Genomic DNA, 24,110 nt, shown 5'->3' on the forward strand with positions numbered 1-24,110 from the left:
TTAATTTTCAATAAATTTGAGGACTGATTTTTCTAAAATAGAAATTCTACAGCCTCGTTAGGTGTGCAATGAAGCGCGGAGCTTTAATCATAATTTCGATACCATTTTTTTTAGTAGGTTTGCTTCTCGTCTCGTTCGATTTTAGTAATTTAGTATCGGATGCTAAAACAACAGCAAATGACACAAGGCTGCAAGTTCAGAGGACTAAAAGCAGAGCTTTAGAAATTGATAATTATTTCAATGAATTTGGCGAGTGGCCTTCAAACAAGTTACTGGCTTGTGATTGGCAACCATGTCCAGAACATTTTTTCTGGTTGTGGGAATTAATCCCATCGAAGAATGGCAAGTACACGCTAAATTATTTAAAAATGAGCAATCGTTTTGGGCCATTTTTCAAAAGTGTTGTTGTATACGACTCAGAGAGTCAAACAACTGATCATGACTGGTTTCAAACCCAATCGAACGTGTACTTGTATGCAATGTTTAGGTTGCTTATTGACGGACTAGTAATGTTCTTTCCTTTCTTTGCGTATCTCTCGTATGGAAAGTTTAAGCACACCTAACAAACTGTTTAGAGTGGACAAAATTCAGTTGGCTGGTTTCGCTCCGCTCCACATTATAGCCAACTAAATTTTGCCCATTAAAGGGCGTTATACGGCAAGGATACTATGAAGCACGGAGTTAAATTTATAGTTATGGGAATACTTTCAATATTTGGTTCAAAAGCAAATGCATCAGTTGAAGCTGATTTTTGGAAATGGTTTCAAAACAATGGAGATATGATTTTCAACTTTGAAAAAGATACGGAAAACACTTTTGATAAATTATCTTTAGAGCTTTCTAAAGTAGATCCTGAACTTACGTTTGAATTTAGCTCTATTCGCGAAAATGGCAAAAGAGAGTTTGTTATAAGCGCGGATGGTATAAAAAAATCCTTCCCTTCTGTAGAGTTACTATTCAAATCAGCACCGGAATTAAAACAATGGAAAATCGTAAAGTTTCGTCCTAGAAGAACACCACTTAATGATCTTACTTTTGGTGGTGTTTCAATAAAATCTGATGATGTTTATTACAATATATATAAAAACGAAGATAAATTGGGTATCGTTTTATTTTTTAACAATTACAGCGAGAAAGAGCACACAACTTATGCAAACATTGGTTATCTATTTCTAGATGAGACCCTTGGAGAATACGACGTTGAAACTAAACTGGGTTTTATTGAGTTTCATAATAAAAGTTCAGAGTACTTTGACGGTGCTAAACCAATTAAAGAACTGGCAAATCAAGTCGATGAATTTTACGGCAATTAGTGTTAATGCCGTATAAAAAGGGTTTTCAAGTCGGACAAATTACAGTTGGCTTTTTGTTCGAGCCTCACTTATTTTAGCCAACTGCAATTTGCCACTTAAAACGGCGTTATGTTTCAATTATCTGGGATTAGAGTGATGAGAAATTTTACTTTGTTTGTATTATTCGGCTTAAGTCTAGTTGGATGTCAATCTACACAGACGACGAATACTACAACTAAAAAAGTGCCATTAGTGTCCTTCGGCATGATATTTGGTATTACTTTGGACGACTCTATAAATGTTAGTAATATCTAACTCTCTAGAGTCGAAGATATAGAACAGAAAAAAGAATCAGACTTTCGTCCAAATGAAAATTATATGGCTAGTGCTATTAGGCAACTAAAAGCTAAAGAATATGATTCAGACGCAAAGTTAAATGAAGAATTTTTCTTAATTTGTCTTTATTCACAATTCAGGCCCGATCAAGCTTTATGCGGTGGTGAGATGTGAAACATAACAAACCAATTATTCCGACCTCAACTCGCTGCGCTCTTTTCGTCGGCATATTGGGGCGTTATGAGTCAAACGAAGAATAGAGGAATACATGCAAGATATACAAGGAGCATTAACATCACCTTTTTGGTGGTTTTCGGTAGTTTTAATTGGAATTATCATAAATATTGGTTCATCTTTTTTAAAAACGTATTTGGATACCTTTTTAAGCGCTTTTTCAAACTGGTGGAGAGATAAGTCGAACGTACGTAAAGAAAAATATGATCAAATATTCAATAAGTTAGAGGAAAGTGAACATGAGAGATTTATGCTATCTTTCATGTGCCATAGAGATATGCATCACTCTATACATTTTGCTGTCTACTCGGCACTAATTCTTATAGTGTGCTTCTATCTAAAGATGGCCAATTCTACATACTATGACACGCCACTAAATATTGTCCTATTGGGTCTAAGTGCATTCATGTTTTTTTCATCATACTTGTCTTTTATTACATCAATTCGAAAACGCCAATTATTATTTTCAGTGTTGAAGAAAATTGACTCATAACAAGAAAATTGAAGCGGACATTGGCAAGAGCAGCCAACGCCGCTTAATTTGGTGTTAGCCAGATCCGTATAGTTCAAGGGAAATTAAAAAATCATGATTAAGGATATTCCAACAAGTGAGGAGTTCGATTCCGCAGCAAAAGCTCAATTCGATTTTGCTTGGGATATTGTTATTTCATTTCTGCTTACACTCGAAGAAGCCAAAGGCTATGCAGATGTAGAAGATGAAAAGGCATTTTGGGAGACTGCTCGCCAAAGAATTCTTACATCACTAATCATTACCCAGCAAGGTGTAGAGCTTGCGATAAAAGGTAAGCTTGTTACGATTAGTCCGTACTTGCTGATATCGGGGAATCATTCTGACTGGCCTAAAGACAATGATGGAACAGGGGTAAGCTTTTCAGAGTTTAGAGCGATTGATGCCCAAGATTTGGTTAGAGTTCATGATACGGTTCACGAGAAGAAACTGGATTCTGGATTTTCTATTTTATTCGAAAGGCTTAGAAAATTAAGAAACAAGGCCATGCATACGGTTGATAAAGAACTTAACGTATCGGCGCAAGACGTGGTGACTATTCTTCTTGATGTGCATGAATACCTTTATACCGATGAAAATTTTGTCTCCACAAGAAGAGATTTTCTTAATAACTCAGCAGCGACACATGTATTTTTCGATACTGATCACGTAGAAGGTCTAGTTGCGAAAGAATTTTTAATCGTTTTTAGTTTCTTAACGCCAGTTGAAACTTTGCGATTCTTCAAAATAGATCGAAAACAGCGCCTCTATCTCTGCCCAGAGTGCAAATACGAAAGTGAAAAGTACGATCCAATTGAACCACGTTATGCTGTATTGAGGCCTAATGAGCCTGATTCGGAACATTTGTTCTGTTTTGTGTGCGATTCTTTGCATCCAGTAGAGCGTAGAGATTGTCCTGGAGAGGAGTGCCCAGGCAATGTAATCAGTGTTGAGTATGATGTTTGCTGTACATGCTAGGGAAATCATAGCTAACAAGGCAATCAAAACGGACGCATTACGGCTGTCGCGGTTTTTGCTAAAAACGAAAAAGCTCGCAAAAACAGCGCCAACCTACGCGCCATTTATAGCGGCGTTAGGCTTTAAAGCAGATTTGGTTGCACATTATAAGGAATTAACTTGAGTATTGAATTTTTGGAAAATGATTTTGACAAGGTAAGCTATCTAGCTAATTTGTTAACAGCAAGAGCTACAGGATTGTCTGCTGAAAATAGTGAATTTGAATTTCTTCGACGAAAACTTTTACAAAACTCCAATATTGCATCCATGCTACCTAACTGGATTAAACAACATAGAAATTTAGATTCTTTTTGGGGCTTTATTAAAGAAAAGTACGGCACTTATGCAGAAAGACGTACATATATTTCAGAGCAATTTACTCCTTTATTAGATTTACTTGAGTTTGGACAGCAGCCTGCGCCTATAAAAACACAGACTAATAATACTGCTCCAGTGCTACCCGTAAGTGCTCCAACCGTTGCTAGAAATAAACGTAAGGTTTTCATTGTTCACGGTCGTGATGATGTAGCAAAATATGAAGTTAGTCGGTTCATAGAGCAGCTTGGATTAGAGGCAATAATTCTGCATGAGCAGGCTAATGCAGGCATGACCATAATTGAAAAAATAGAACACTATTCCAACGATGCTGATTTTGCATTGGTTTTATATACTGGTTGTGATCATGGGCGTGGCGTACATGAGCCAAATGTCCCTCCTAAGAATAGAGCCAGACAAAATGTAGTCTTTGAGCATGGATATCTAATGGCAAAGCTAGGTAGAGAAAATGTGTGTTCATTGGTTAAAGGCGATATTGAAACACCTAATGATATTAGCGGTGTTGTTTATGTCCCATTAGATCCTAATTCTGGTTGGAAAAATGCGGTAGCAAAAGAACTCACTGCATGTGGTTACAAAATTAACACTTTCTTCTAGTGTAATTAAAACCTAACAAGAGACTATGGCGTCAATAGCTAATTTGTAGCCTTTGGCGCTTCCCACATGACCCCATCTCTGAGCATCGAATTTTAGATGACAACCATCTTTCTAATGCACGCAATAATAGCCACTTTCTTAGGCTTACCCGCTGGGACTAATCGTTGATATGTTTCCTTAAATACGAGGTAGCGAATTCAACTCCGAAGTGCACCATTCGCTAAATTAAGCTGCGCGGCGTAGTTCATTGAAGACAGCAATCTCTCTGCCTTTATTACCCATGGTTGATAGCGCCTCAAGGCGCTATCACGTAATCCGTCATTTCCTGTTTAACATATTGCAAAAAGGTTGAACAAATACGCGATAGGGGACGGCTTTCAAGGTACAGAGCTTTGATGTCAAATTCGATAGGTGGTGATAACGAAGCGATACTGAAGTTCTCAGTTTGATTCCCATACGCAGTATAATAATCCACCGTACAACAACCGAGATTTTTGTCGACAAATTTAGTGGCGATATAATACGTATCTACCTGATAGGTGCTGTTAATTTGGATATCATTGGCGATGAGTCTTTCCCACACTAGCGCACCTAAGGGGCCACTGTCCCATATGCCAATCAATTCTTGATTGGCCAAAGCCTCTAGCGTTAGAGTCTTAGGTTGCTCACTAAAAACACTATTCGGGTAACAGACGACCATTTCACTTTTGCCAAGTCTGACTTCTTTCACGCTGGGTAAACTAGGAGAAGCGTAAAGAATTGCCGCATCACATTTATGTTCCAAAAGTGATTGTAACGCTTCATCGTTATGCATGGTTTTAAACTTGATAGACACATTGGGATGTTTGACTTTGAATTTAGCTAAGGTATTGGGAATAATCTGAAAACCTAGCGCAGGCGTCACCGCAATTTCAATCAAACCATGTTCGCTTTGCTTAATGTTTGCAGACATTTTTTTAATTGAATTGAGCTGTTTATATATAATGTCTACTTCTTTAAACAATAAATTGGCTTCAGTTGTGGGGATTAATTTACCTTTGGTGCGGTTAAATAACATAAAGCCTAACTGCAGCTCAGCATGGGCTAAAACTTTACTGACCGAAGGCTGAGACACATACAACAAATTAGCCGCATTGGTAATAGAGCCAGTCGTGTAAATGGCGTGGAATACTTCGATTTGTCTGAGTCGCATAACAATAAGATCTCTAGGCGAGGAAAAAGGCTGACAGGGTCCATAATATCCCTGCGCAGAGGGCGGCTATCGATGCAGGAACCAACTGAGACTTAACATGATCCATAAGATCGCAGCCTGTGGTCATCGCACTTAGTATTGTAGTATCAGAGATAGGTGAACACTGGTCTCCGTAAACACTACCATTAAGTACCGCCGCGAAACATATCGCCATATAAATTTCGGGATGTGCAATCCCCTGCGTCGAGCCAATTGCCCAGGCTAGCGGCATTGCCAACGGAAACGCAATGGCATATGTGCCCCAACTCGTGCCCGTGGAAAATGCAATAATCATGGTTAACAATTGTAAAATAACTGGCAGCGTCCAAAAAGGTAATTGTTGCCCTATCAGTTCAATTAGATATAAGGCACCACCAATTTCTTTGTTAATGCCCCCGACGGTAATAGCCAGAATAAGTAACACGGACGCCACTACGACAGATTTAAATCCATTGCCTATACCAGAAATCAACTCGTCTAAACTCATGCCTTTAACTAGTGCTATAACACACGACAGACAAAGTGCGGTGGCAAAAGCCCAGTTTACTTTGGGTGAACCGGTGATGATAAACGTAGTAATCGCAATACCAATTAGAATGACTAATGGCAGCACAAATTCATAAACCTTAGGCGTGTAATGTGCTGGTACATCTGGTTTATGTAATTCTTTCCCATCTAGGGGCTTAGAGCCATCGGCATCTAATTTTCCCGTGTGTAAAGCGCGCAGTCTGGCTTGTTGTATTCGACGTCCACAATGCCAGGTAATGTTAAAACACAGCAATAGAGTGCCTAGTACTGCAATGATCCCATAAAAACTAAAAGGAATACTGCTAAAGAAAAAGTGGATCCTATCTGGCTCTGTGGCTAAAAACGCCACGCCAGGGACAAATATCAAAGATTGGATGTAAGCAGGCCAAGCATTAAACGCCAGTACCGAGGCGATCGGTGAGGCGGTTGAATCGACGATATAACTCATCTCTTCATGACTCACCTTAGCCTTGTCGGCCATAGGTTTAACAGTTGTGCCGACTAATACGGTACTAATAGTGCCGCCTTGGAAAAAGATCACGCCAAGCAACCAAGTCACCAACTTTGCCGAGCGTGGGCCGCGCACAAAATGCGTTGTCATATAATCGGCAAATGCTTGAGCAGCGCCGGTTTTAGACCAAACGCCCATCAGTCCTCCGAGTAGCCACAAGTATAGGAGTACGATGGTGGCAGCGCCGTCTGAGCTGATACTAGGCAATAATACTTTGTCAGTAATATCGTATCGCCCTAATACAATCGCACCCACAATCGTGCCGCCCAATAAGGCCGTAATTGGCTCTTTGGTAAGCAAACACAGTGAAATGGCTATAAAAGCAGGTAACAAGGACCAGAACCCGTAATGAAAGCTAGGTTTAAGTAATAATAAACGTTTATCGGGCATCTTAACCCATTGTTGATCCAGGGCAGGTTTACCCTTACTGGCCAAAGCAGTTTGCCGCAGCGGTGAATCGCGATAGTCAACGACGGGTCCAACGGAAATCTCTTTTTGATTGAGTTTGTAAACCAATTCGTCGTTTTGATTAACATAGGTTTGGTAGATGTACTGCTGTTCTTGCCAGCGAGGATCGATTTCGACATTAATATAGAATGCAGCGAGCAAGGATAAAAAAAACAAATAAAGCGCGATTTTATTGTAATGCATGATCAGATTAAGCTAATTTCGACTACAAGCAGGCTAGCACGGCACCCGTGTCGAGTAACTTAATAAAGCGCTAAACACCCATAACCTTAGGTTATGTATTGATAGTCAAATAGGTGCAATAAGCTCTAGATAAGACGGTTTTACACACGGTTGTTGCTACGAACTTTATTTATTAAATCTTCATTAACGGCAAATTTACTAGTCCCTCTCGCTTTTACTGTTACGACCTCGTTAGGTTATAACGTTCCTTTGAGCACCCAGTACCCATGATGTTCTTGTGTATTCAGCGGCAGCTTAGGCTGCCCTGTGAGACATTTGCGACCTGAAATAGGATTGGCGAAGTTTCTGGTTTTGCCACATTTCGTGGCTTGCTCAGAATGTTGTCGGGAAACAAAGCCAAGGTAAAAAATTTTCAGTCAATTTACGAACCCTCGATTTTAAAGCATATCGGTTTATAACCGTTTATTTCTAAAGATGACTAATTTATTTATATATATTAGCAGTTTACGTTTAATTTATAACTTATTGATGGCAGCGATTCCTTTTATCCATAACCCAAGGTTATGGTGCATGGCTGTTTTGTTAATTGTGCTATGGGGTATTTTTTTGCGAGTGTAATACTGGATATAACAATAATTATCGGTGCACATAAGCGTACTGAAATCAGGAAGTCAGGAAACACAGGAGCGGCATGCCAATGTTACACACACAAAATCATCGTTTAAATAAGCTCAGCATGGCTATATTAGTTTCGTTTGGAGTCATGTCTTTGTCAGCACAAGCTGCTCAGGATATGCGAAATTCAGTAGAAGGAGCGGATAACCAAGCAGAGCTTGAGCGCGCAATTGAACGTAAAAAAATAGCCGCTGAAAAAGATCTCGAAAAAATTGTCGTCGTGGGTTCCAGCATCAAAGGGTCTGATGTAACCGGGTCGTTACCTGTTACTTTAATCGACGCTAGTGATATTGATGCTATTGGCGCTACCTCTGGTATTGAACTATTCGCCTCTATTCCTAGCAATGGTAGTGTAAACTTTAACGGTAATGATGTTGTTAGTGGTGTCTATCAATCACGGGGAGATGTGGCCTCTGTTAACTTACGTAGCATAGGCACTGGCAATACCCTGACGTTGCTAAATGGTCGCCGTTTAGTTCAGCACCCCGGTTCACAAACTGAAAATTCAGTGCCAGTGACGACCGTTAATATCAACTCAATTCCAGTATTAGGCATAGGCCGCGTTGAAATATTGCATGATGGGGCTGCCGCCATTTACGGTTCAGACGCTGTTGCTGGTGTGGTTAATACAGAAATGCGTCAAGACTTTTCAGGATTTCGCTTTGACGCGCAATACGGACAGGCTGAAAATACCAGCCGAGAAAAAGTTAATCTTAATGCTTTGGCAGGTTGGGATTTAAACGAAGGTATGACCAACGTCACCGTATCGGTAAATTACTACCATGGGTCAGAAGTGATGGCCTCAGAATTTGACCGCTCTTCTAACTCAGACCTAACACGGTTTTTAGAGGGTACTCGATGGGAAGGGGACACTAATTTCCGCAATACATCCACTACTACGCAATGGGGGCGTTTTGATGCCAGTCAGGCTGTTGATGGATTAACCTCTTCAGCAGGCCGCTTTCATGTTGAACCAGTAGATGGCACTGACGCTAATCAACAGTGCGTACTTGAAAACGGTTTATGTATCGATAGTGGCAGTATTACCAAGACAACTCAGGGATACAATACCAACTCTGCGCGCACATTCTTACCTGAGACAGAGCGTCTTAATTCGTTTATTTTCCTCAATCACGACTTGGGTAATGATACCGAGCTTTATGGCGAGTTAGGTTATTACCGAGCTGAATCTAATTCCCAGCGGGCGGAAACCGCCACACTGACCTCTGCCCCCGTTACTATTGCAAATTCCGCTTACTGGAACCCTCTAGGAAGTGGTGTTAACCGCCTTGCGGGTTACGATATACCAGTCGAAGGATTGGATATTACTATCGATGCCTACCGCTCTTTAGATGCGGGTCCTCGTGCTATCAATGTAAAAAATACCTCTTACCGTTTGTTGGGCGGCGCGCGTGGGATTAAGGGAGAGTGGGATTGGGATAGTGCGGCTTTGTATTCTGCTGCAAAAACCGTTGATAGCACCGCTAACCGTATTAGCTTGAGCTTGTTTCAAGACGCGGTGAATCGCCAAGACGCCAGCGCCTATAACACTTTTTGTGGTGCTAGCTGTAATTCTCAGGACACCATTGATAGCTTTAAAATTGATGTTGAACGCACCGGTGAAACAGCTTTGGGATTAGTTGATTTTAAAATGTCTAACGCAAAACTATTCGCATTACCTGCCGGTAATGTAGGTTTGGCTGTCGGGACAGAATGGCGTTATGAAAACTTTGAAAATGATTATGATGACCGCTTAAATGGTACGGTGATGTATACCAATAGCGTGACCGGTATTTCTTATGATTCGGATGTAATGGGTTCAAGCGCGCAACCTAATGCTGATGGCTCTCGCAATATTTTATCAGCGTTTGTTGAGATGGCTGGGCCTTTAGTTAGTCCGGATATGGATATTCCGTTTGTTAACCAATTGAACTTCCAAATTGCTGGCCGTTATGAACGATATAATGACGTAGGAGACGTGTTTAAACCTAAGGCGGTATTAAGCTGGTTCCCCGTTGAAAGTCTGCAAATTCGTGGGTCTTATGCGGAAGGATTTAGAGCACCAAATCTTGAACAGTTGCATACAGCTGTAACGTCACGGGTAAACTATCCAACCGATTTTTATCGTTGTCAGGCTGACATCAATAAGGGGAATGTCGATAGTTTTAGCCAATGCAGCAGCAGTGACAGTGTTTCAAATATACGTTTAGGTAACCCAAATTTAAAACCAGAAAAAGATTATAACTATGGTTTGGGTTTGGTATATACCCCTACGTTTGTTGAAAATCTCACCTTTACCGCAGATTACTGGCATATCAAGCAAGAAGATCTAGTGGGTATACGTTCTTATCAAAACATTGCCGACTTAGATTTCTATCAGCGTTTAAATGGCGGCAGCAACCCGAATGTCATTCGTGGTGAAGCAACGAGCGATGATATCGCCTTTTTTGAAGGCTCAGGTCTCGCCCCTGTAGGTGATATGGTTGAAGTGATAGGGCTGTTTGAAAACCTAGACTCACGTGAAACATCCGGACTAGATTTAGGTGCATATTATAAGTTAAGAGATACCGCCTTAGGTAACTTCAAATTTAAACTTAACGCCGCGAAAATCATTAAAGCCTTCCAAGCTGTTGATAGTGAATCTGCCCAATTAGCTGCACTAGGGTTAACCCTAGATGATGTCGGTGATTTGGTTCAAATGGATGGCAGACCAGAATGGCAAGCCAGTGGAACCCTGACATGGGATTATCAAAACTGGGGAGCTGGCTTGTACGGTAAATATGTTGGTGAATTTTACGATACGGGAGCTGTACAAAACGACACCGGGGAATTCTGGTTAGTCGACAGTTGGACGACGTTCAGTATTTACGGACAATATACGTTTGACCAAGGTACCTTCGAAAATACGCGGGTGCGTTTAGGTATGCGCAATATGTTTGATAAAACCCCGCCACTAGCGGATGAAACCTATGGTTACGAAGCAAGCTTGCACAATGCAGAGGGCCGTTATGTTTACCTGAGCTTAAGCATGAACTTTGATTAGTATCATGAGCGTAAAATAAAACAGGGCGACAATGTCGCCCTTCTTCTTTTCTAAATGGTAGCCCTAACATGCCTAAAAATTATTCTAAAGCTGCCTCGGCAGTTTTATTCACGTTTGCATCAAGCCTGATTGGCTGCAGTCAGCCTCAGCAAACTATTGATACATTAATAACCGGTAAACACATTTATCAGGGGGGCGATAGCGCACCTATTGAAGGTGTGATAGGTATCGATCAAGGAACCATCGTATTTGTTGGCCCCAAATTGCCCGAAAATATGACGGCCCAGCAGTATATTGATGCGGGCGATAACATCGTTTCCCCTGGTTTTATTGACACCCATACCCATGCCTGTAACGATTTTGGGCAAGACAAAACTAACCTTAATCTCAATTACACTACTCAGGGTGTGACCACCGTTTTCTGCAGTGTTGATGGGGGCGGTCCGGTTGATGTGGCTGACAAGTTTGCTGAATATGAAGCGCAGGGTATTGGCACTAATGTGGCCATGTATATTGGGCATGGTTCGGTGCGCAAAGCGGTCATGGGTAAGGAAAATCGCCCCGCTAGCGATGACGAACTAACGCAAATGAAAACCATGGTCGAACAAGCCATGCAGGCTGGCGCACTTGGGCTGTCAACGGGCTTATACTATGTACCCGGAAATTACGCGGATCTTAGTGAAGTGGTAGAGCTGGCGAAAGTGGCGGCTCGTTATCATGGTGTTTACGACAGCCATATTCGTGATGAAAGTAGCTACAGTATTGGTTTAGTGGCTGCCATTCAAGAAGTGATCACCATAGGTGAACAAGCCCATATTCCGGTTCATATTGCCCATATAAAAGCGTTAGGCGTGGATGTGTGGGGGCAAAGTGCGGAGGTGATCGACATGATTAACGAAGCTCGCCAGAATGGAGTCGACGTTAGCGCCGACCAATACCCCTGGAAGGCCTCAGGTACGAGTATTGCGGGCAGCTTGGTGCCACGGGAAGTGATGGCGGGTAATGCACAAACCTATTTAGCCAGAATGCAAGATGAAGCAACATGGCCAGATCTTAAAGTGGCGATGCAAGAGAACTTACGCCGTCGTGGTGGTGCTGAATCCTTGTTAATTAGCGATCCTAAACGTCCGGATATCAGAGGTAAAAACTTACAACAAGTTGCTGACTTGTGGCAGATGTCACCTATCGACGCAGCGCGTAAAATCGTTATCGAGGGTAATGCAAGAGTGGCAAGTTTCAACATGTCTGAGCAAGATATCAACGCCTTTATGGTGCAACCTTGGGTAATGACTTCTTCAGACGGCAGTACTGGTCACCCACGGAAGTATGCAACGTTTCCGAAAAAATTTGCTACCTATGTTGAACAACAATCGTTGTTGAGTATTGCGCAATTTATTGCACAAAGCAGTACCGTGCCGGCGACTACTTTTGGTTTGCTTAATCGTGGCACGCTCAAGACTGGTAATATTGCTGATATCGTCATTTTCGATAGGAATCGTTTTAAGCCCAAAGCCGATTATCTGCATCCAGAACTGCTCAGCGAAGGGGTTGAATGGTTGTTGATTGATGGGCAAGTAGTGATTGCTAGAAACGAGGCTTCTAAGATGCTTGCAGGGCAAGTTATTCGTCAGTCTCAAAACACTCCGTAAGGTATTTATGTGTAAATTATTGTCATCTTTGCGAACGCTAGCGCTAAGCATTGTTTTAGTGATCAGTTTCCAGGCACAATCTGCGCCGAAAATAGACTCCCTTTATGCGCCGTCAAGTATTTTCGACAGCGCAGTTACCCCTCCTGAGGTATTTTTAGGTCATGATTTAGGTCAGCATATGACCCGTAATGATATGATGATTGCTTATTTTCGGCAGCTTGCAAGCCAGTCAGATAGAGTCAAATATGACGTTATTGGCTACAGCAATGAAAATCGTCCAATTGTCACCTTAACGATTACCTCACTTGCTAATCAGCAAAAACTCGAGCAGATCCGTCTACAACATCTGGCTCAACAAGATACCAGTGAACCGGCAATATCAACGGCTGAAATGCCGGTGGTTAGTTGGATTAACTTTGGTGTACATGGTGGTGAAGTTAGCTCTACCGACTCAGCCATGCCAATAGCCTATCACTTGGCTGCCGCTCAGGGCGACGCTATGGATACTCTACTTGATAACAGTATTATTCTGTTGACCGCTAGCTTTAATCCTGACGGTAATACACGAGAATCTGGCTGGAACTGGCAATATTCATCAGACGTTGCCGTGAGTGATCCTAATCATGTACTGCATCGGTCACCTTGGCCGGCTGGGCGTACTAATCATTATTGGTTCGATTTAAATCGCCAGTGGATGTTGCAACAGCAACCGGAGCCTGTTGCTTGGGTGAGTAAGTTCCATCAATGGCGTCCCAATATTGTGGCTGACTTTCATGAGATGCGCTCTTACAAGTCATTCTACTTTCATCCTGGCGCACCAGATAGGGTGCACCCTTTAATCGATAAAAAAGCCATGACCTTGCTAAGTGAAGTTGTGCAGGGTCCTCGTGATTTCATGGATAGCGAAGCACGCTTATATTTTAACGAAGAGTCCTATGACAATTTTTATTTGGGCAAAGGCGCGACTTATCCTTTGATGTACGGCAGCTTGGGGATTTTATTTGAGCAAGCTAGTTCTGGCGGTTTACTGGAGACACCAAGAGGTGTGTTGTCATTTCGTGACAATATCCGCACGTTCTATCGTGTAGGCTTAGCCCTGTTAAATAATGCCGTGGAAAAACGTCAGAGTTTATTAGCGTATCAACGAGATTTTGCTAAAAATAGCAGTAAATATGCAGATAAAGACGATATCAAAGGTTATGTATTTGCTGCCCCAGAAGATCCCGCTCGACTGTTCCATTTTTTGCAGTTGCTTGAACGAAATCGGATTAAGGTTAAACCATTAACGAAAGATTTGACCATCAAAGATACGACATTTAAAGCGCAGCAAGCCTATGTTGTGGAAACTGATCAGGTAAGCTATGCAATGGTTAAAGGCTTATTCGAGAAAATCACCAAATTTGAAAATAATACCTTTTATGACGTATCTGGATGGACGATGCCCTTAGCCTTCGGCATCGAATTTGAATCTTTGACTCGTAGTAATTACAAAGTCGGCGACGCAATTAGCCCTGTGTTTCCAACGTTTTCTGCGCCGCCTAAAGCTAACGTTGCCTATGCGTTTGATTGGTCACATTACTACGCGCCAAAGGTGTTGTATCGTCTACTAGACGCAGGCTTTTTACCACGCATTGCCCGTGCGCCTTTTAAAGCACAAACCGCCCAAGGGGAACATACATTTGGTCGGGGCAGCGTAATGGTCTCGGTTGGATGGCAAGGGGGCATCGAAAATGAGGCTGATAGCGATAAATTAGCGCACATAATGCAACAGGCTGCGACGGTTGACGGCGTGCCGGTATTTGCGCTTGATAGCTCGCACACCACAAGTGTTGGTATGGACTTGGGCAGCAATTATATTGAAGCGGTTACCATGCCTAAGGTGCTATTGGTTATCGGCCCTGGTATGTCGCAATACCAAGCTGGTGAGGTTTGGCATTTACTCGATAAACGTATGCAAATGCCTGTCGTGATGGTCACCAAGGGCGACTTAAATAACATGGATTTACAGCCTTATAGCCATATTGTGTTGGTCGATGGTAAGTATGCCGACATCAGCGATGCAGTGACGCTAAACATCGAGAATTGGGTCAAAGGTGGTGGCTCGCTGGTGGGTATTGGAGATGGAGCCAAATGGGCAGCCAAAGCAATACTTAACGTGGAAACAGTTGATATTAAAGCGGGTGAAAAAGCGCTGCAAAAACGTATCGACTATGGCGAAAAAGATCATGTTAAAGCCCAAGACATTATTGGCGGTGCCATTATGTCAGGTGATTTGGATAACACGCATCCAATCGGTTATGGCTATGCACGCAGAGCCATTGCAACCCAGCGCAGCGGGCTTCTCGCATTTGAACCACCAACAAACCCTTATGCCACCGTGGTTAAAATTCCAGAAAATGCCTTACTCACTGGTTATGCTTCACAGGAAAATCAGCAACAGTTAGCAGGTAAAGCGATGTTGGTTGCCCAAACTAAAGGCAAAGGTAGTGTAATTTTATTTAGCGACGATCCTAATTTTCGCGGCTATTTTTACGGCACCGAAAAACTGTTCCTTAATAGTCTGTTTTTTTCCGGTCTGTTTTGATCTTAGTTTGCTCATTAAACCAGTATTGTGTGGCAGCGTTTTGTTCTGTCACTTTTAATATGTGAGCTCAAAGGCATGGGTACTTGCATTATGGGGATTAATACCAATTCCATTAAACAATTGCCCTCTCAGAATACATCCTGCGGGTTTTGGACAAGGCGTCGGTGTACAGTAATGGTTGTTCCCTTTCAAATACCGAGAACGTAGTACAGAACCCGCAGGGGTATTCCCTCCGGGCGAATTTTAAGGGGACTTTCTCTGCGTTGCTCGAACTCGAAAGAGAACCACTATTACTTCATTCAAGCGCCTTGATTAAGTCCCCTTAAATTTTCGCTGAGTGGCTAATTATTTAATGGAGTTGGTATAACAACGATCTTCTGTGTGGGTATTATGGCAAAAAGGGTCCTATGAAAACACAGGACCCTTTTAGTATATAAAGAATAAGTTGATGATATGTGTGTCTGTTTATCAAGCTGAATACTGCGGATGGTATCAACGATCACGAATATAAGAGACGATTATTATTCAACATACTTTTAGCGTTTAGCTGGGTATTTTTATTTACCCAGTAAACCAGCTTAATTTAGATGCAACGTTTAGTTGTTAAATCTCATGCTAAGTTCGGCTAAACGACCTGTTACCTCACCAAACTCGGTGAGTGTTTCATCGAATATTTGTTGTATTGATTTTGTTTCTTTTATGCGGCCTGCCACTTGACCTGTTAGTGCGATCCCTGCCTCTAGATTGCCGCCAAAGTAGACTGCTTGTGTATCTTGAAACTCGCTGAAAATATTATCCGAGCCTTCTTTTAATATGCGTGTCGAGCGCTCGGTGCGCAGTGCTCTTAATGCTGGGCCGGGGCCTGAACGGTTAAGAAAAAGCGTATCCGTAGAATCAGCTGCAATTATTGCGTCTTTCCAGTTTTGATGAACAGGGCTTTCAATGGCGCTTAAAATACGAGTACCCATTAATACGCCGTCTGCTCCAAGTGCGAAGGCCGCAGCCATACTGCGCCCGTCCATAATGCCACCAGCAGCAACGATAGGCACATTTACAGCTTCACAAACTTGAGGAATCAACACCATGCTTGATACATCATCAGCATTTTTAAAACCGCCGCCTTCACCGCCTTCAACGATCAGTCCATCAACCCCAGCCTCAACGGCTTTTAACGCGCCTTTTAGGTTAGGCACCACATGAAATACGGTCAGGCCAGCCTCTTTGAGCTTGGTGGTATATTTTGCTGGGTCTCCTGCTGATGTAGTGACGAATTTAATGCCTTGATCAATGATGAAGTCGAGAATTTTAGGATCGCGCACAAATGCTTGGGCGATATTTACACCAAAGGGTTTGTCTGTTAAGTCACGCATTTTTAAAATTTCTTCACGAATTACATCAAGTTCCCCAGAACTTGTTTCAATAATGCCCATACCGCCTGCATTAGAAACTGCAGACGAAAGTTGTGAACGGGCAATCCAACCCATAGCGGCTTGAATTATAGGTTTTTCAATGCCTAGCATATCGGTGATGGGTGTTTTGACGATGGTGTCAGTCATATTGATCCTTTGCGATCTATTACTATTAGAATATTAGTTTTATAGATTAGCTAATCACAATGGTACTTTTTTTCATGAATAGAGTGGCTAGTCATTGGCTTATCGCTAGTGGGTTTTGCACGATTGAACACCACCGTATTAAGTGCCGTTTACACGGTAAATTACCGAGTAATTTATATAAACCGTTATCATTATATTTATTTCCACACCCTTCTAAAAACGACGATTGGGCTCCTGGTGCGCTTTCTTCACCGATGAAATATTATTCAGATAATGATTTATAAGCTTTACTTAAGGTCGTTGAGCATTTTTTAGTCCAAGAGGAGAGCGCTTGCTCCCTCGCGTTATACTTGCTGCTGAGCAATGCAGCTATAGCGTTGGATTTATGCTTTCTTCTCCCGTGCCATGTTCAACAGGAGTTTTGCTTATGAGTGCTTATGATCCTAATTTCTTGGATAACTACATTTTGCCGTTGCCGAGTTTTGCGCCCTATCTTGATGTGGATATTGTGCGTGATGATGAGCTTTCTAATCATTATATCGCTGATTATGTTCACTACTCATTGGTTATGAATGGTGCTGAAGAAAGGCGTTCAGCTACGTACGTTGCACTAAATATTGACCAAGCCAAATTTAAAAAAACTAGTCGCAGCGATCGGTGGCGTATTGACACGCGTATAAATAAAGCATGCCAGCTAGACAACGCCTATTACCGTAATAACGATTGGGATCGAGGCCATTTGGCACGACGTGCGACGGCAGCGTGGGGCGATAATCCTATTGAAGCCCAGCGCGCCTCTAACGAAACTTTTTATTATACAAATGCTTGTCTGCAACACGCCAATTTGAATCGAGATGAATGGTTAGGGTTGGAAGACTGGGTTTACGATTTAAACTTAGACAAAGACGGAAAAGTAACATCCTTTTCGGGTCCTTTTTATGCGGACTACGATCGTAGTGTGCATCCCAGTGGCCATACTTTAGCACTCGTACCGGCTGGTTTTTTTAAGATTGTTTGCTTTATTAACACATCTGACGAATTGGAAGTAAGAGCTTTTGTTATGTTTCAAGATGAAAAAGCCGTGGCTGATAAATCAGGCCGAAAGAAATACAATAATCAGACATACCAAACTACCGTTGCTTTCATCGAAGAATTGACTGGATTACAGTTTGAACCCGAAATTTATCATGCGAATCCGATGCGGCATTGCACCACTGCCACCAATATTTCGGGTCCTAAAGTTGTCGATGGTGAGCCAATATTGATACCAGAACTGATAGAGGTGGCCAAGCCTGCTGATATTCAAAATACCGCAGGTACGCGTCAGACGGTAAAAGACGATGTAGTGGATATTTACATTAGTGCCGCAATGGTTAACCCCAAGGGCCGCGACAAAGACAGTGAGTGGATTGCCCTTATTAATTTGGGCGCTGTGGACGTAGATCTTACTGATTGGACGTTATCAGACAATCAGGATAAGCCCGTTACTATTGAAAAAGTAATACTCGCGCCTGGTGAATCTGTAGTGGTCAAGCAACTCGGTTCAATTCAATTGAACAACAAAGGGGACGTGATCAAACTGTTTGATAATCAAGAAAACCGAATTGATTGGGTCAATTACACCGAAAAAATGGTCATATCTGGCGCGCCTGTACTGTTTTTATCACCAAGGGATACGCTTGAATTAAACGTTTAGCAGGTAAAACACAGAGGTCTTTTGACGGTGCGTGCTTACTAATGTGCCTGCAGGATTCAAATCTGGTAAATATGGCTAGTTCTTTGCTTACCATATTTTTAGAGGACGTTTAATTGCGCTATTGCGCAAAGTGACAGCCAAAGAGCAATGGCGCGGAATATCCTATTGGAAACGGTAGGAAATAGCATGGCGCACGGGAATGATTGCGGCAGAATATGTCGCATAATTCATACTAAATAATACTTTATACCTCGCCATTATCGCTTTATAGCCCAGTAAGTCCGGTACTTTTGTACTTAGGTCAACAATTTGTCAATCTGTTGTTAGTTTCATTTCCTGAAGCTGAGTCTATTTGCTAAAGTGTCGTCCAGATTTCGTCGCTTTCAGATGATTGTCCTCAACTGCACGCTAAATTGAGGCAGATGAGTTAGATAGTGAATTAGTTTTTTATTCGTAGGTTAAGGTTGCCCAATGGCAAATGTGTGTTTTCAGATGAAAGGCACCGCGTTTACTGCGGTGGTTATGGATCTTTACGATTATTCAGCGGAATTATTTCTTGCCCAGTTAAAGCAAAAAATTAATACCGCACCCCAGTTCTTTAATGCTTCTCCGCTTGTACTCAACCTCGCTTCTTTTGAAGGTGAGCTTAAAGATGAGCAATTAGAGAAAATTGTCGCTGATTGTCGCGATATGGGTTTACAGCCCATTGCGTGTCGTGGCGCTGCGCTTGAATTGAAATATACCGTTATGGGTTTGGGCCTTGCATCTCTGCCTTCTGCCAAAACCCGCAGCACCGACATTCAAGCTGAACCGGCCCAGAGCAAGTCAGCCCAAGTTGAACCCGTTAAGCAACTTGTTGAAAAAGAACTTGGGTATCGCCCCAGTAAGGTGATTACGAAGCCCGTGCGTTCTGGACAACAGATTTATGCTGAAGGTTGTGACTTGATCGTTATGGCTGCGGTGAGCCAAGGGGCTGAAGTGTTAGCTGATGGTCATGTACATGTTTATGGTCCATTGCGAGGACGAGCTTTAGCGGGAGTCAAAGGCGATACAAATGCGCGAGTTTTTTGTCGTCAGATGGAAGCTGAGCTTGTTTCTATTGCTGGATATTTTATATTAAATGAAAAACTACGAGAGCTCTGCTGGAAAGAAGCAGCACAAGTATTTTTAGACGGTGAATCCATTCAGGTCGAAGCTATTTAGCGTTGTACGCATAGTTTAACAATGGGTTGATTAAAACAGTTATTGAGGGATTTAAGTGGCTAAAATTATTGTAGTAACGTCCGGTAAAGGTGGCGTGGGTAAAACAACGACGAGTGCGGCAATTGCAACTGGTTTGGCTCTGCGTGGTTTTAAAACAGTCGTGATCGACTTTGATGTCGGTTTACGTAACCTCGATTTAATTATGGGTTGTGAAAGACGCGTCGTGTATGACTTTGTTAACGTGATAAAAAAAGAAGCCACATTAAATCAGGCGCTAATCAAAGATAAGCGCACACCTGGTTTATTTATTCTACCGGCCTCACAAACTCGTGATAAAGATGCGTTGTCTATGGAAGGCGTACAAACTGTTTTGACCGACTTGGCTAAAGACTTTGAATATATCATTTGTGATTCGCCTGCAGGTATTGAACAGGGTGCCCAGATGGCGCTGTATTTTGCTGATGAAGCGATTGTTGTGACGAACCCTGAAGTCTCTTCGGTACGTGACTCAGATCGTATTATTGGTATATTGCAGAGTAAATCGCTTAAAGCAGAGCAGGGCGGCACAGTTAAAGAGCATTTGCTTTTGACCCGTTATAATCCTGAGCGTGTGGCCGCAGCTGAGATGTTAAGCGTTGCCGATGTTGAAGATATTTTAGCCGTACCATTATTGGGTGTTATTCCTGAATCAGAAGCCGTACTAAAGGCATCTAACCAAGGTGCACCGGTAATTTTAGATCAAGAGTCAGAAGCGGGTCAGGCCTATCTTGATGCCGTATCGCGCTTATTAGGCGAAGAAGTTGAACATCGTTTTCTTGAAGTACAGAAAAAAGGATTTCTGAAGCGGCTACTAGGAGGAAAATAGTGAGCATTTTTAATTACTTTCTAAAGAAAGAAAAGAAGAATACGGCATCTGTTGCAAAAGAGCGTTTGCAGATCATTGTTGCACACGAACGCAGTAAGCGACAGCAGCCGGATTACCTGCCGCTGATGCAAAAAGAGATCATGGACGTGATCCGCAAATATGTGAATATCGATGAAGATCAGGTGACGGTTCAGTTAGAAAACAGTGATGACTGTTCGGTGCTGGAATTGAACATTACGTTGCCAGAGTAAATCGTAACGTTAAAACGAGAGTGGGTATCCGCCTGAACGTTGATACCACTTTCTAACTGCTTTACGTTGATGGTATGACTGATTTAACCATGCCTTGAATACCAAGAAGCGTATATCACACCAGAACTTATTATTAGTGTTTTAGCGCGGGTGTTTTATGTCACACCAATCTTTGGGATCTAACAGGTAACATTGCTTAAATTGCGCATATAATTGTGGATGATGATGTTCTAGCTGGTATGGTTTTTCGAAAAATGTTTCAGTTACCACCGCAAAAAATTCGGCCGGGGACGTTGCGCCGTAACTATCGATAACATCTTCATCACCGTCCGCTAATTTCTGTTGCTGTATGCCAAATTCTGCGCTTAATACTTCAGACCATTGCTTGTATTGACCAGCAGTGGGTAATAAGGGCAGGCCATCCATAGCGGCATTTTCTTCATCTAATTTATGAGCGAATTCGTGCATGACTACATTATGCCCATCGCGGCTATCGCGCGCGCCTTGCAAAACGTGATCCCATGCCAAAATAACCGGACCTCGCTGCCATGACTCCCCTGCGCGAGTACTGGTCGCGGTCACCTGCAACATACCGTCTCTGTGCGTGCTATTTGCCACATAAGTTTCTGGATAAACCAAAATGCTACGAAAACCGGGGTAGTAATTGCCAGGGCGATTAAGTATTAACGTACAAGCTTGAGCCGCTATTAACACTCTCACAGTGTTAGTTATTTCAAAGCCACCTCGGCCGAGAATATCTTTTTCATCTAAAAACACTTGAATATGACCCGCTAACTTTTGTTGTAGTTCATCGGGTAAGCGTGAATACAAAGGAAATTCGGCTTGTAATATATGTAAATACTCGGCAGGTAATGGCTGCGCTTGTAACGTGATGCGCTTCCATTTACGTTTTTTTACATTACGCTTATCCAGATAAAACCAGCCAGCCATCACTAATATGGGAATACTCAGTAAACAATAAATCAAAGTTTGGCGCATAAGGGCCCTGTTGGTGTTTTTACATAAGTGGTTAGCTTATCAAGTAATGTTGTACTGGGCTTGAAGAAGTTGACATTTACTGCAAGTGACTCACTTTGAGGCGGATTTTGGAATCATTAGGTTTTCTTCTATTTCTGATGTTATTCGGTTTTTTTAGGCTAATTAAAATAATTAGCTGAAGTTTACTTAAAACAATAGCGGAAAAACGCCAGTTATTGCTCCTTAATATTGGACCCTAATAAAAAATATAACTTGTGAGGATTTTATGAGATTTCGTAACCTAATTTTTGGCCTTTTAATGGCGTTAGGATTATCGCCAGTAGCACTGGCGCAAAGCTTCGCTAAGTATAGTGATGAGTTCCCCGAAACTGTTAAAGCTATGTACCACATTCCAGTCGCTATGCGAGATGGAATAGAGTTAGCAACCGATGTATATCTGCCTAAAGAGGGTGGGACTTATCCAACACTTTTGATACGCGATATATATACCAATGGCTCTGCTGCCGGGCGTCAAAAATACGCAAAATTTGCTACCTCAAATGGTTATGCGCTTGTTTTTCAATCCGTCCGTGGACGGTATGATTCGGATGGGAAATGGTATCCATATTTTCAAGAAATAAATGACGGTGACGACACGCTTAGTTGGATCGCAGAGCAAACTTGGTCTGACGGTAAGGTGGGTATGTTTGGTTCCTCTTATTTAGCTTCGGTTCAGTGGCTCGCCGCAGTGAACCGCAACCCCGCTTTAGTGGCAATAGCTCCAGCTGTAAGTCCTGGAAACTACTATCGTGATGTCGCATATCCTGGAGGCGCTTTTTCATTGCTGTCTCGTGCGAGTTGGGGAATCGGCTTAGTGGGTAGTAAAACAAATATGTCTTTTCCAGTCGATTGGGTAAAGGAAATTAAGCATCTACCACTTGATACATTAGCTGAAAGTGTTGGTTTCAACGTTAAACATTTTCAGGATTGGATTGATCACCCGTCAGATGATGCATATTGGAAACCATTAAATTTGGAAGCGCGCGCCAATGAAATGGCAGTACCTGCGATGAATATCGGTGGATGGTACGATGTTTTCTTACGGAGCACTATTGGTAGCTACAAAACAATGACCGAAGAAGCCGCAACTGAAACAGCAAGAAAAGGACAACGTCTAGTTATTGGACCGTGGCCTCATGGATGGAATCAGCAAACGAAAATTGGGGATATGCAGCTTGGTGATAACTCCCTTATAGATGCACCCGAAATGCTACTTGAATGGTTTAATTATTGGATGAAAGGCGATGCTAAGCCCAGTAGTCTAAAAGAAGATGAGGCTCCAGTCAGAATCTATGTGATGGGAGAAAATGTTTGGCGGGATGAGCAGGAATGGCCGTTAGCGAGAACTACGTATCGCCCATTCTATATTCATGCTGACAGCACACTTTCTACAGAGGCCTCAACGGCTAAGTCAGCCAGTATGAAATATGACTATGATCCCGCTGACCCAGTGCCGACGTTGGGCGGAAATATTATGTCAGCTAAGTTGCGTGGTCCTTTTGATCAAAAGCCGCTAGATGGACGGGAAGATATCCTGCGCTTTGTGACCGAACCATTTACCCAAGCAACTGAAATTACAGGCCCGATTAGTGCTGAAATATATGCTTCAAGCAGTGCTCCTGATACAGACTTTATGGCTAAGTTAATTATTGTTAAACCTGATGGAAGCGCCTTGAATCTTGTCGATGGCGTTATTCGTGCTCGATATAGAGAAGGTTTTGATAAGCCTAAGCTGATCGAGCCAGGCAAGGTTTACAAGTACGAAATTGATATGTGGGCAACCAGTTATAAATTATCACCTGGCGACCGTATAAGAATTGATATTACCAGTAGTAATTTTCCTCGCTTAGCTAGAAACCTAAACACGGGAGCTGATTTTGCAAAGACCTCTGAAATGAAAATAGCGAATCAGACCATTCATATGAGCAAAAAATATCCTTCAAAAATAGTATTACCAATCGTTCCATAACGAGAACGAAGCAAAGCAGTTCGGTGATGTGTGAGTGGCCCTGCGGCTCACTCACACTTTTTAGTTCACCAGTTAGGGTTTATATAAATTTCAGTAGATATAACCCACTCTTGAAGTCTTCAATATCGATAGCCATCGCATTAACATCTTACGCAATGAAAGCATCTAAAAGGTGTCGCCGACACACTGGGCGTCCTAACATCGTTGAGGCGGTTGGAATTGTTGTTATCTATAAGAGTTTGATACTGAAATACTAGATTAAACGTAAGCGTCTCGTAAAGGCCGTCTTTTAGATATCAATTCTGCACCGCACAATAATGTCTTTGATAATAATCGAGGA

The 24,110-nt window shown here is 42.2% G+C and carries 15 protein-coding genes; 11 read left to right on the forward strand and 4 right to left on the reverse strand.

All coding sequences use genetic code 11. The features are described from left to right. Positions 1–668 precede the first annotated feature (668 nt). From GQS54_RS21890 to GQS54_RS21900, 3 genes are all read left to right on the forward strand, one after another. Positions 669–1,313 (forward strand): hypothetical protein, encoded by a 645-nt coding sequence (locus tag GQS54_RS21890; protein ID WP_166426046.1) that lies wholly within the window; start codon positions 669–671, stop codon positions 1,311–1,313. A gap of 1,135 nt (positions 1,314–2,448) precedes the next feature. Continuing rightward, the gene (locus GQS54_RS21895; RefSeq protein ID WP_166426047.1) at positions 2,449–3,348 is read left to right on the forward strand and encodes a hypothetical protein; all 900 of its coding nucleotides are present in this window, start codon (positions 2,449–2,451) and stop codon (positions 3,346–3,348) included. A 159-nt stretch (positions 3,349–3,507) separates the two neighbouring features. Then, positions 3,508–4,320: a nucleotide-binding protein gene (locus tag GQS54_RS21900; protein WP_166426048.1), complete on the forward strand. Its 813-nt coding sequence runs from the start codon at positions 3,508–3,510 to the stop codon at positions 4,318–4,320. Positions 4,321–4,615: 295 nt separating this feature from the next. On the opposite strand, the gene GQS54_RS21905 is transcribed toward GQS54_RS21900, so the two are convergent. Continuing rightward, positions 4,616–5,512 carry a LysR family transcriptional regulator gene (locus tag GQS54_RS21905; RefSeq protein WP_166426049.1) on the reverse strand — a complete coding sequence of 299 codons (897 nt, stop codon included), beginning with the start codon at positions 5,510–5,512 and terminating at the stop codon, positions 4,616–4,618. 13 nt (positions 5,513–5,525) lie between these two features. Beyond that, a complete protein-coding gene (locus GQS54_RS21910; protein ID WP_166426050.1) occupies positions 5,526–7,241 on the reverse strand; it encodes a Na+/H+ antiporter NhaC family protein in 1,716 nt (571 codons plus the stop codon). 691 nt (positions 7,242–7,932) lie between these two features. Between GQS54_RS21910 and GQS54_RS21915 the strand changes: the two genes are divergently transcribed. From GQS54_RS21915 to GQS54_RS21925, 3 genes are all read left to right on the forward strand, one after another. Next, positions 7,933–10,959 (forward strand): TonB-dependent receptor, encoded by a 3,027-nt coding sequence (locus GQS54_RS21915; protein WP_166426051.1) that lies wholly within the window; start codon positions 7,933–7,935, stop codon positions 10,957–10,959. A 68-nt stretch (positions 10,960–11,027) separates the two neighbouring features. After that, positions 11,028–12,608 (forward strand): amidohydrolase family protein, encoded by a 1,581-nt coding sequence (locus GQS54_RS21920; protein ID WP_166426052.1) that lies wholly within the window; start codon positions 11,028–11,030, stop codon positions 12,606–12,608. 7 nt (positions 12,609–12,615) lie between these two features. Continuing rightward, entirely contained in the window at positions 12,616–15,192 is a 2,577-nt protein-coding gene (locus GQS54_RS21925; protein WP_166426053.1) for a M14 family zinc carboxypeptidase, read from the forward strand. A 596-nt stretch (positions 15,193–15,788) separates the two neighbouring features. Here GQS54_RS21925 and GQS54_RS21930 read toward each other — a convergent pair. Further along, positions 15,789–16,748: a nitronate monooxygenase gene (locus GQS54_RS21930; protein WP_166426054.1), complete on the reverse strand. Its 960-nt coding sequence runs from the start codon at positions 16,746–16,748 to the stop codon at positions 15,789–15,791. A 427-nt stretch (positions 16,749–17,175) separates the two neighbouring features. On the opposite strand from GQS54_RS21930, the gene GQS54_RS21935 reads away from it, so the two are divergent. The 4 genes from GQS54_RS21935 to minE all read left to right on the forward strand — a co-directional run bounded on the left by GQS54_RS21935 (position 17,176) and on the right by minE (position 20,763). Next, complete coding sequence (locus GQS54_RS21935; protein WP_166426055.1) at positions 17,176–18,444, forward strand: DNA/RNA non-specific endonuclease; 1,269 nt, start codon at positions 17,176–17,178, stop codon at positions 18,442–18,444. Positions 18,445–18,915: 471 nt separating this feature from the next. Then, entirely contained in the window at positions 18,916–19,647 is a 732-nt protein-coding gene (minC, locus tag GQS54_RS21940; RefSeq protein ID WP_166426056.1) for a septum site-determining protein MinC, read from the forward strand. Positions 19,648–19,702: 55 nt separating this feature from the next. Further along, positions 19,703–20,512 carry a septum site-determining protein MinD gene (minD, locus tag GQS54_RS21945; protein ID WP_166426057.1) on the forward strand — a complete coding sequence of 270 codons (810 nt, stop codon included), beginning with the start codon at positions 19,703–19,705 and terminating at the stop codon, positions 20,510–20,512. Beyond that, positions 20,512–20,763 carry a cell division topological specificity factor MinE gene (minE, locus tag GQS54_RS21950; RefSeq protein ID WP_158768878.1) on the forward strand — a complete coding sequence of 84 codons (252 nt, stop codon included), beginning with the start codon at positions 20,512–20,514 and terminating at the stop codon, positions 20,761–20,763. The genes minD and minE overlap by 1 nt, the downstream gene beginning before the upstream one ends. Positions 20,764–20,904: 141 nt before the next feature. Here minE and GQS54_RS21955 read toward each other — a convergent pair whose 3' ends face one another. Continuing rightward, positions 20,905–21,762 (reverse strand): M90 family metallopeptidase, encoded by an 858-nt coding sequence (locus GQS54_RS21955; protein WP_166426058.1) that lies wholly within the window; start codon positions 21,760–21,762, stop codon positions 20,905–20,907. Positions 21,763–22,027: 265 nt separating this feature from the next. On the opposite strand from GQS54_RS21955, the gene GQS54_RS21960 reads away from it, so the two are divergent. Beyond that, entirely contained in the window at positions 22,028–23,770 is a 1,743-nt protein-coding gene (locus tag GQS54_RS21960) for a CocE/NonD family hydrolase (protein ID WP_166426059.1), read from the forward strand. Positions 23,771–24,110 lie beyond the last annotated feature (340 nt).

It is taken from the genome of Paraglaciecola sp. 20A4 (assembly GCF_011378905.1).
Taxonomy (GTDB): domain Bacteria; phylum Pseudomonadota; class Gammaproteobacteria; order Enterobacterales; family Alteromonadaceae; genus Paraglaciecola.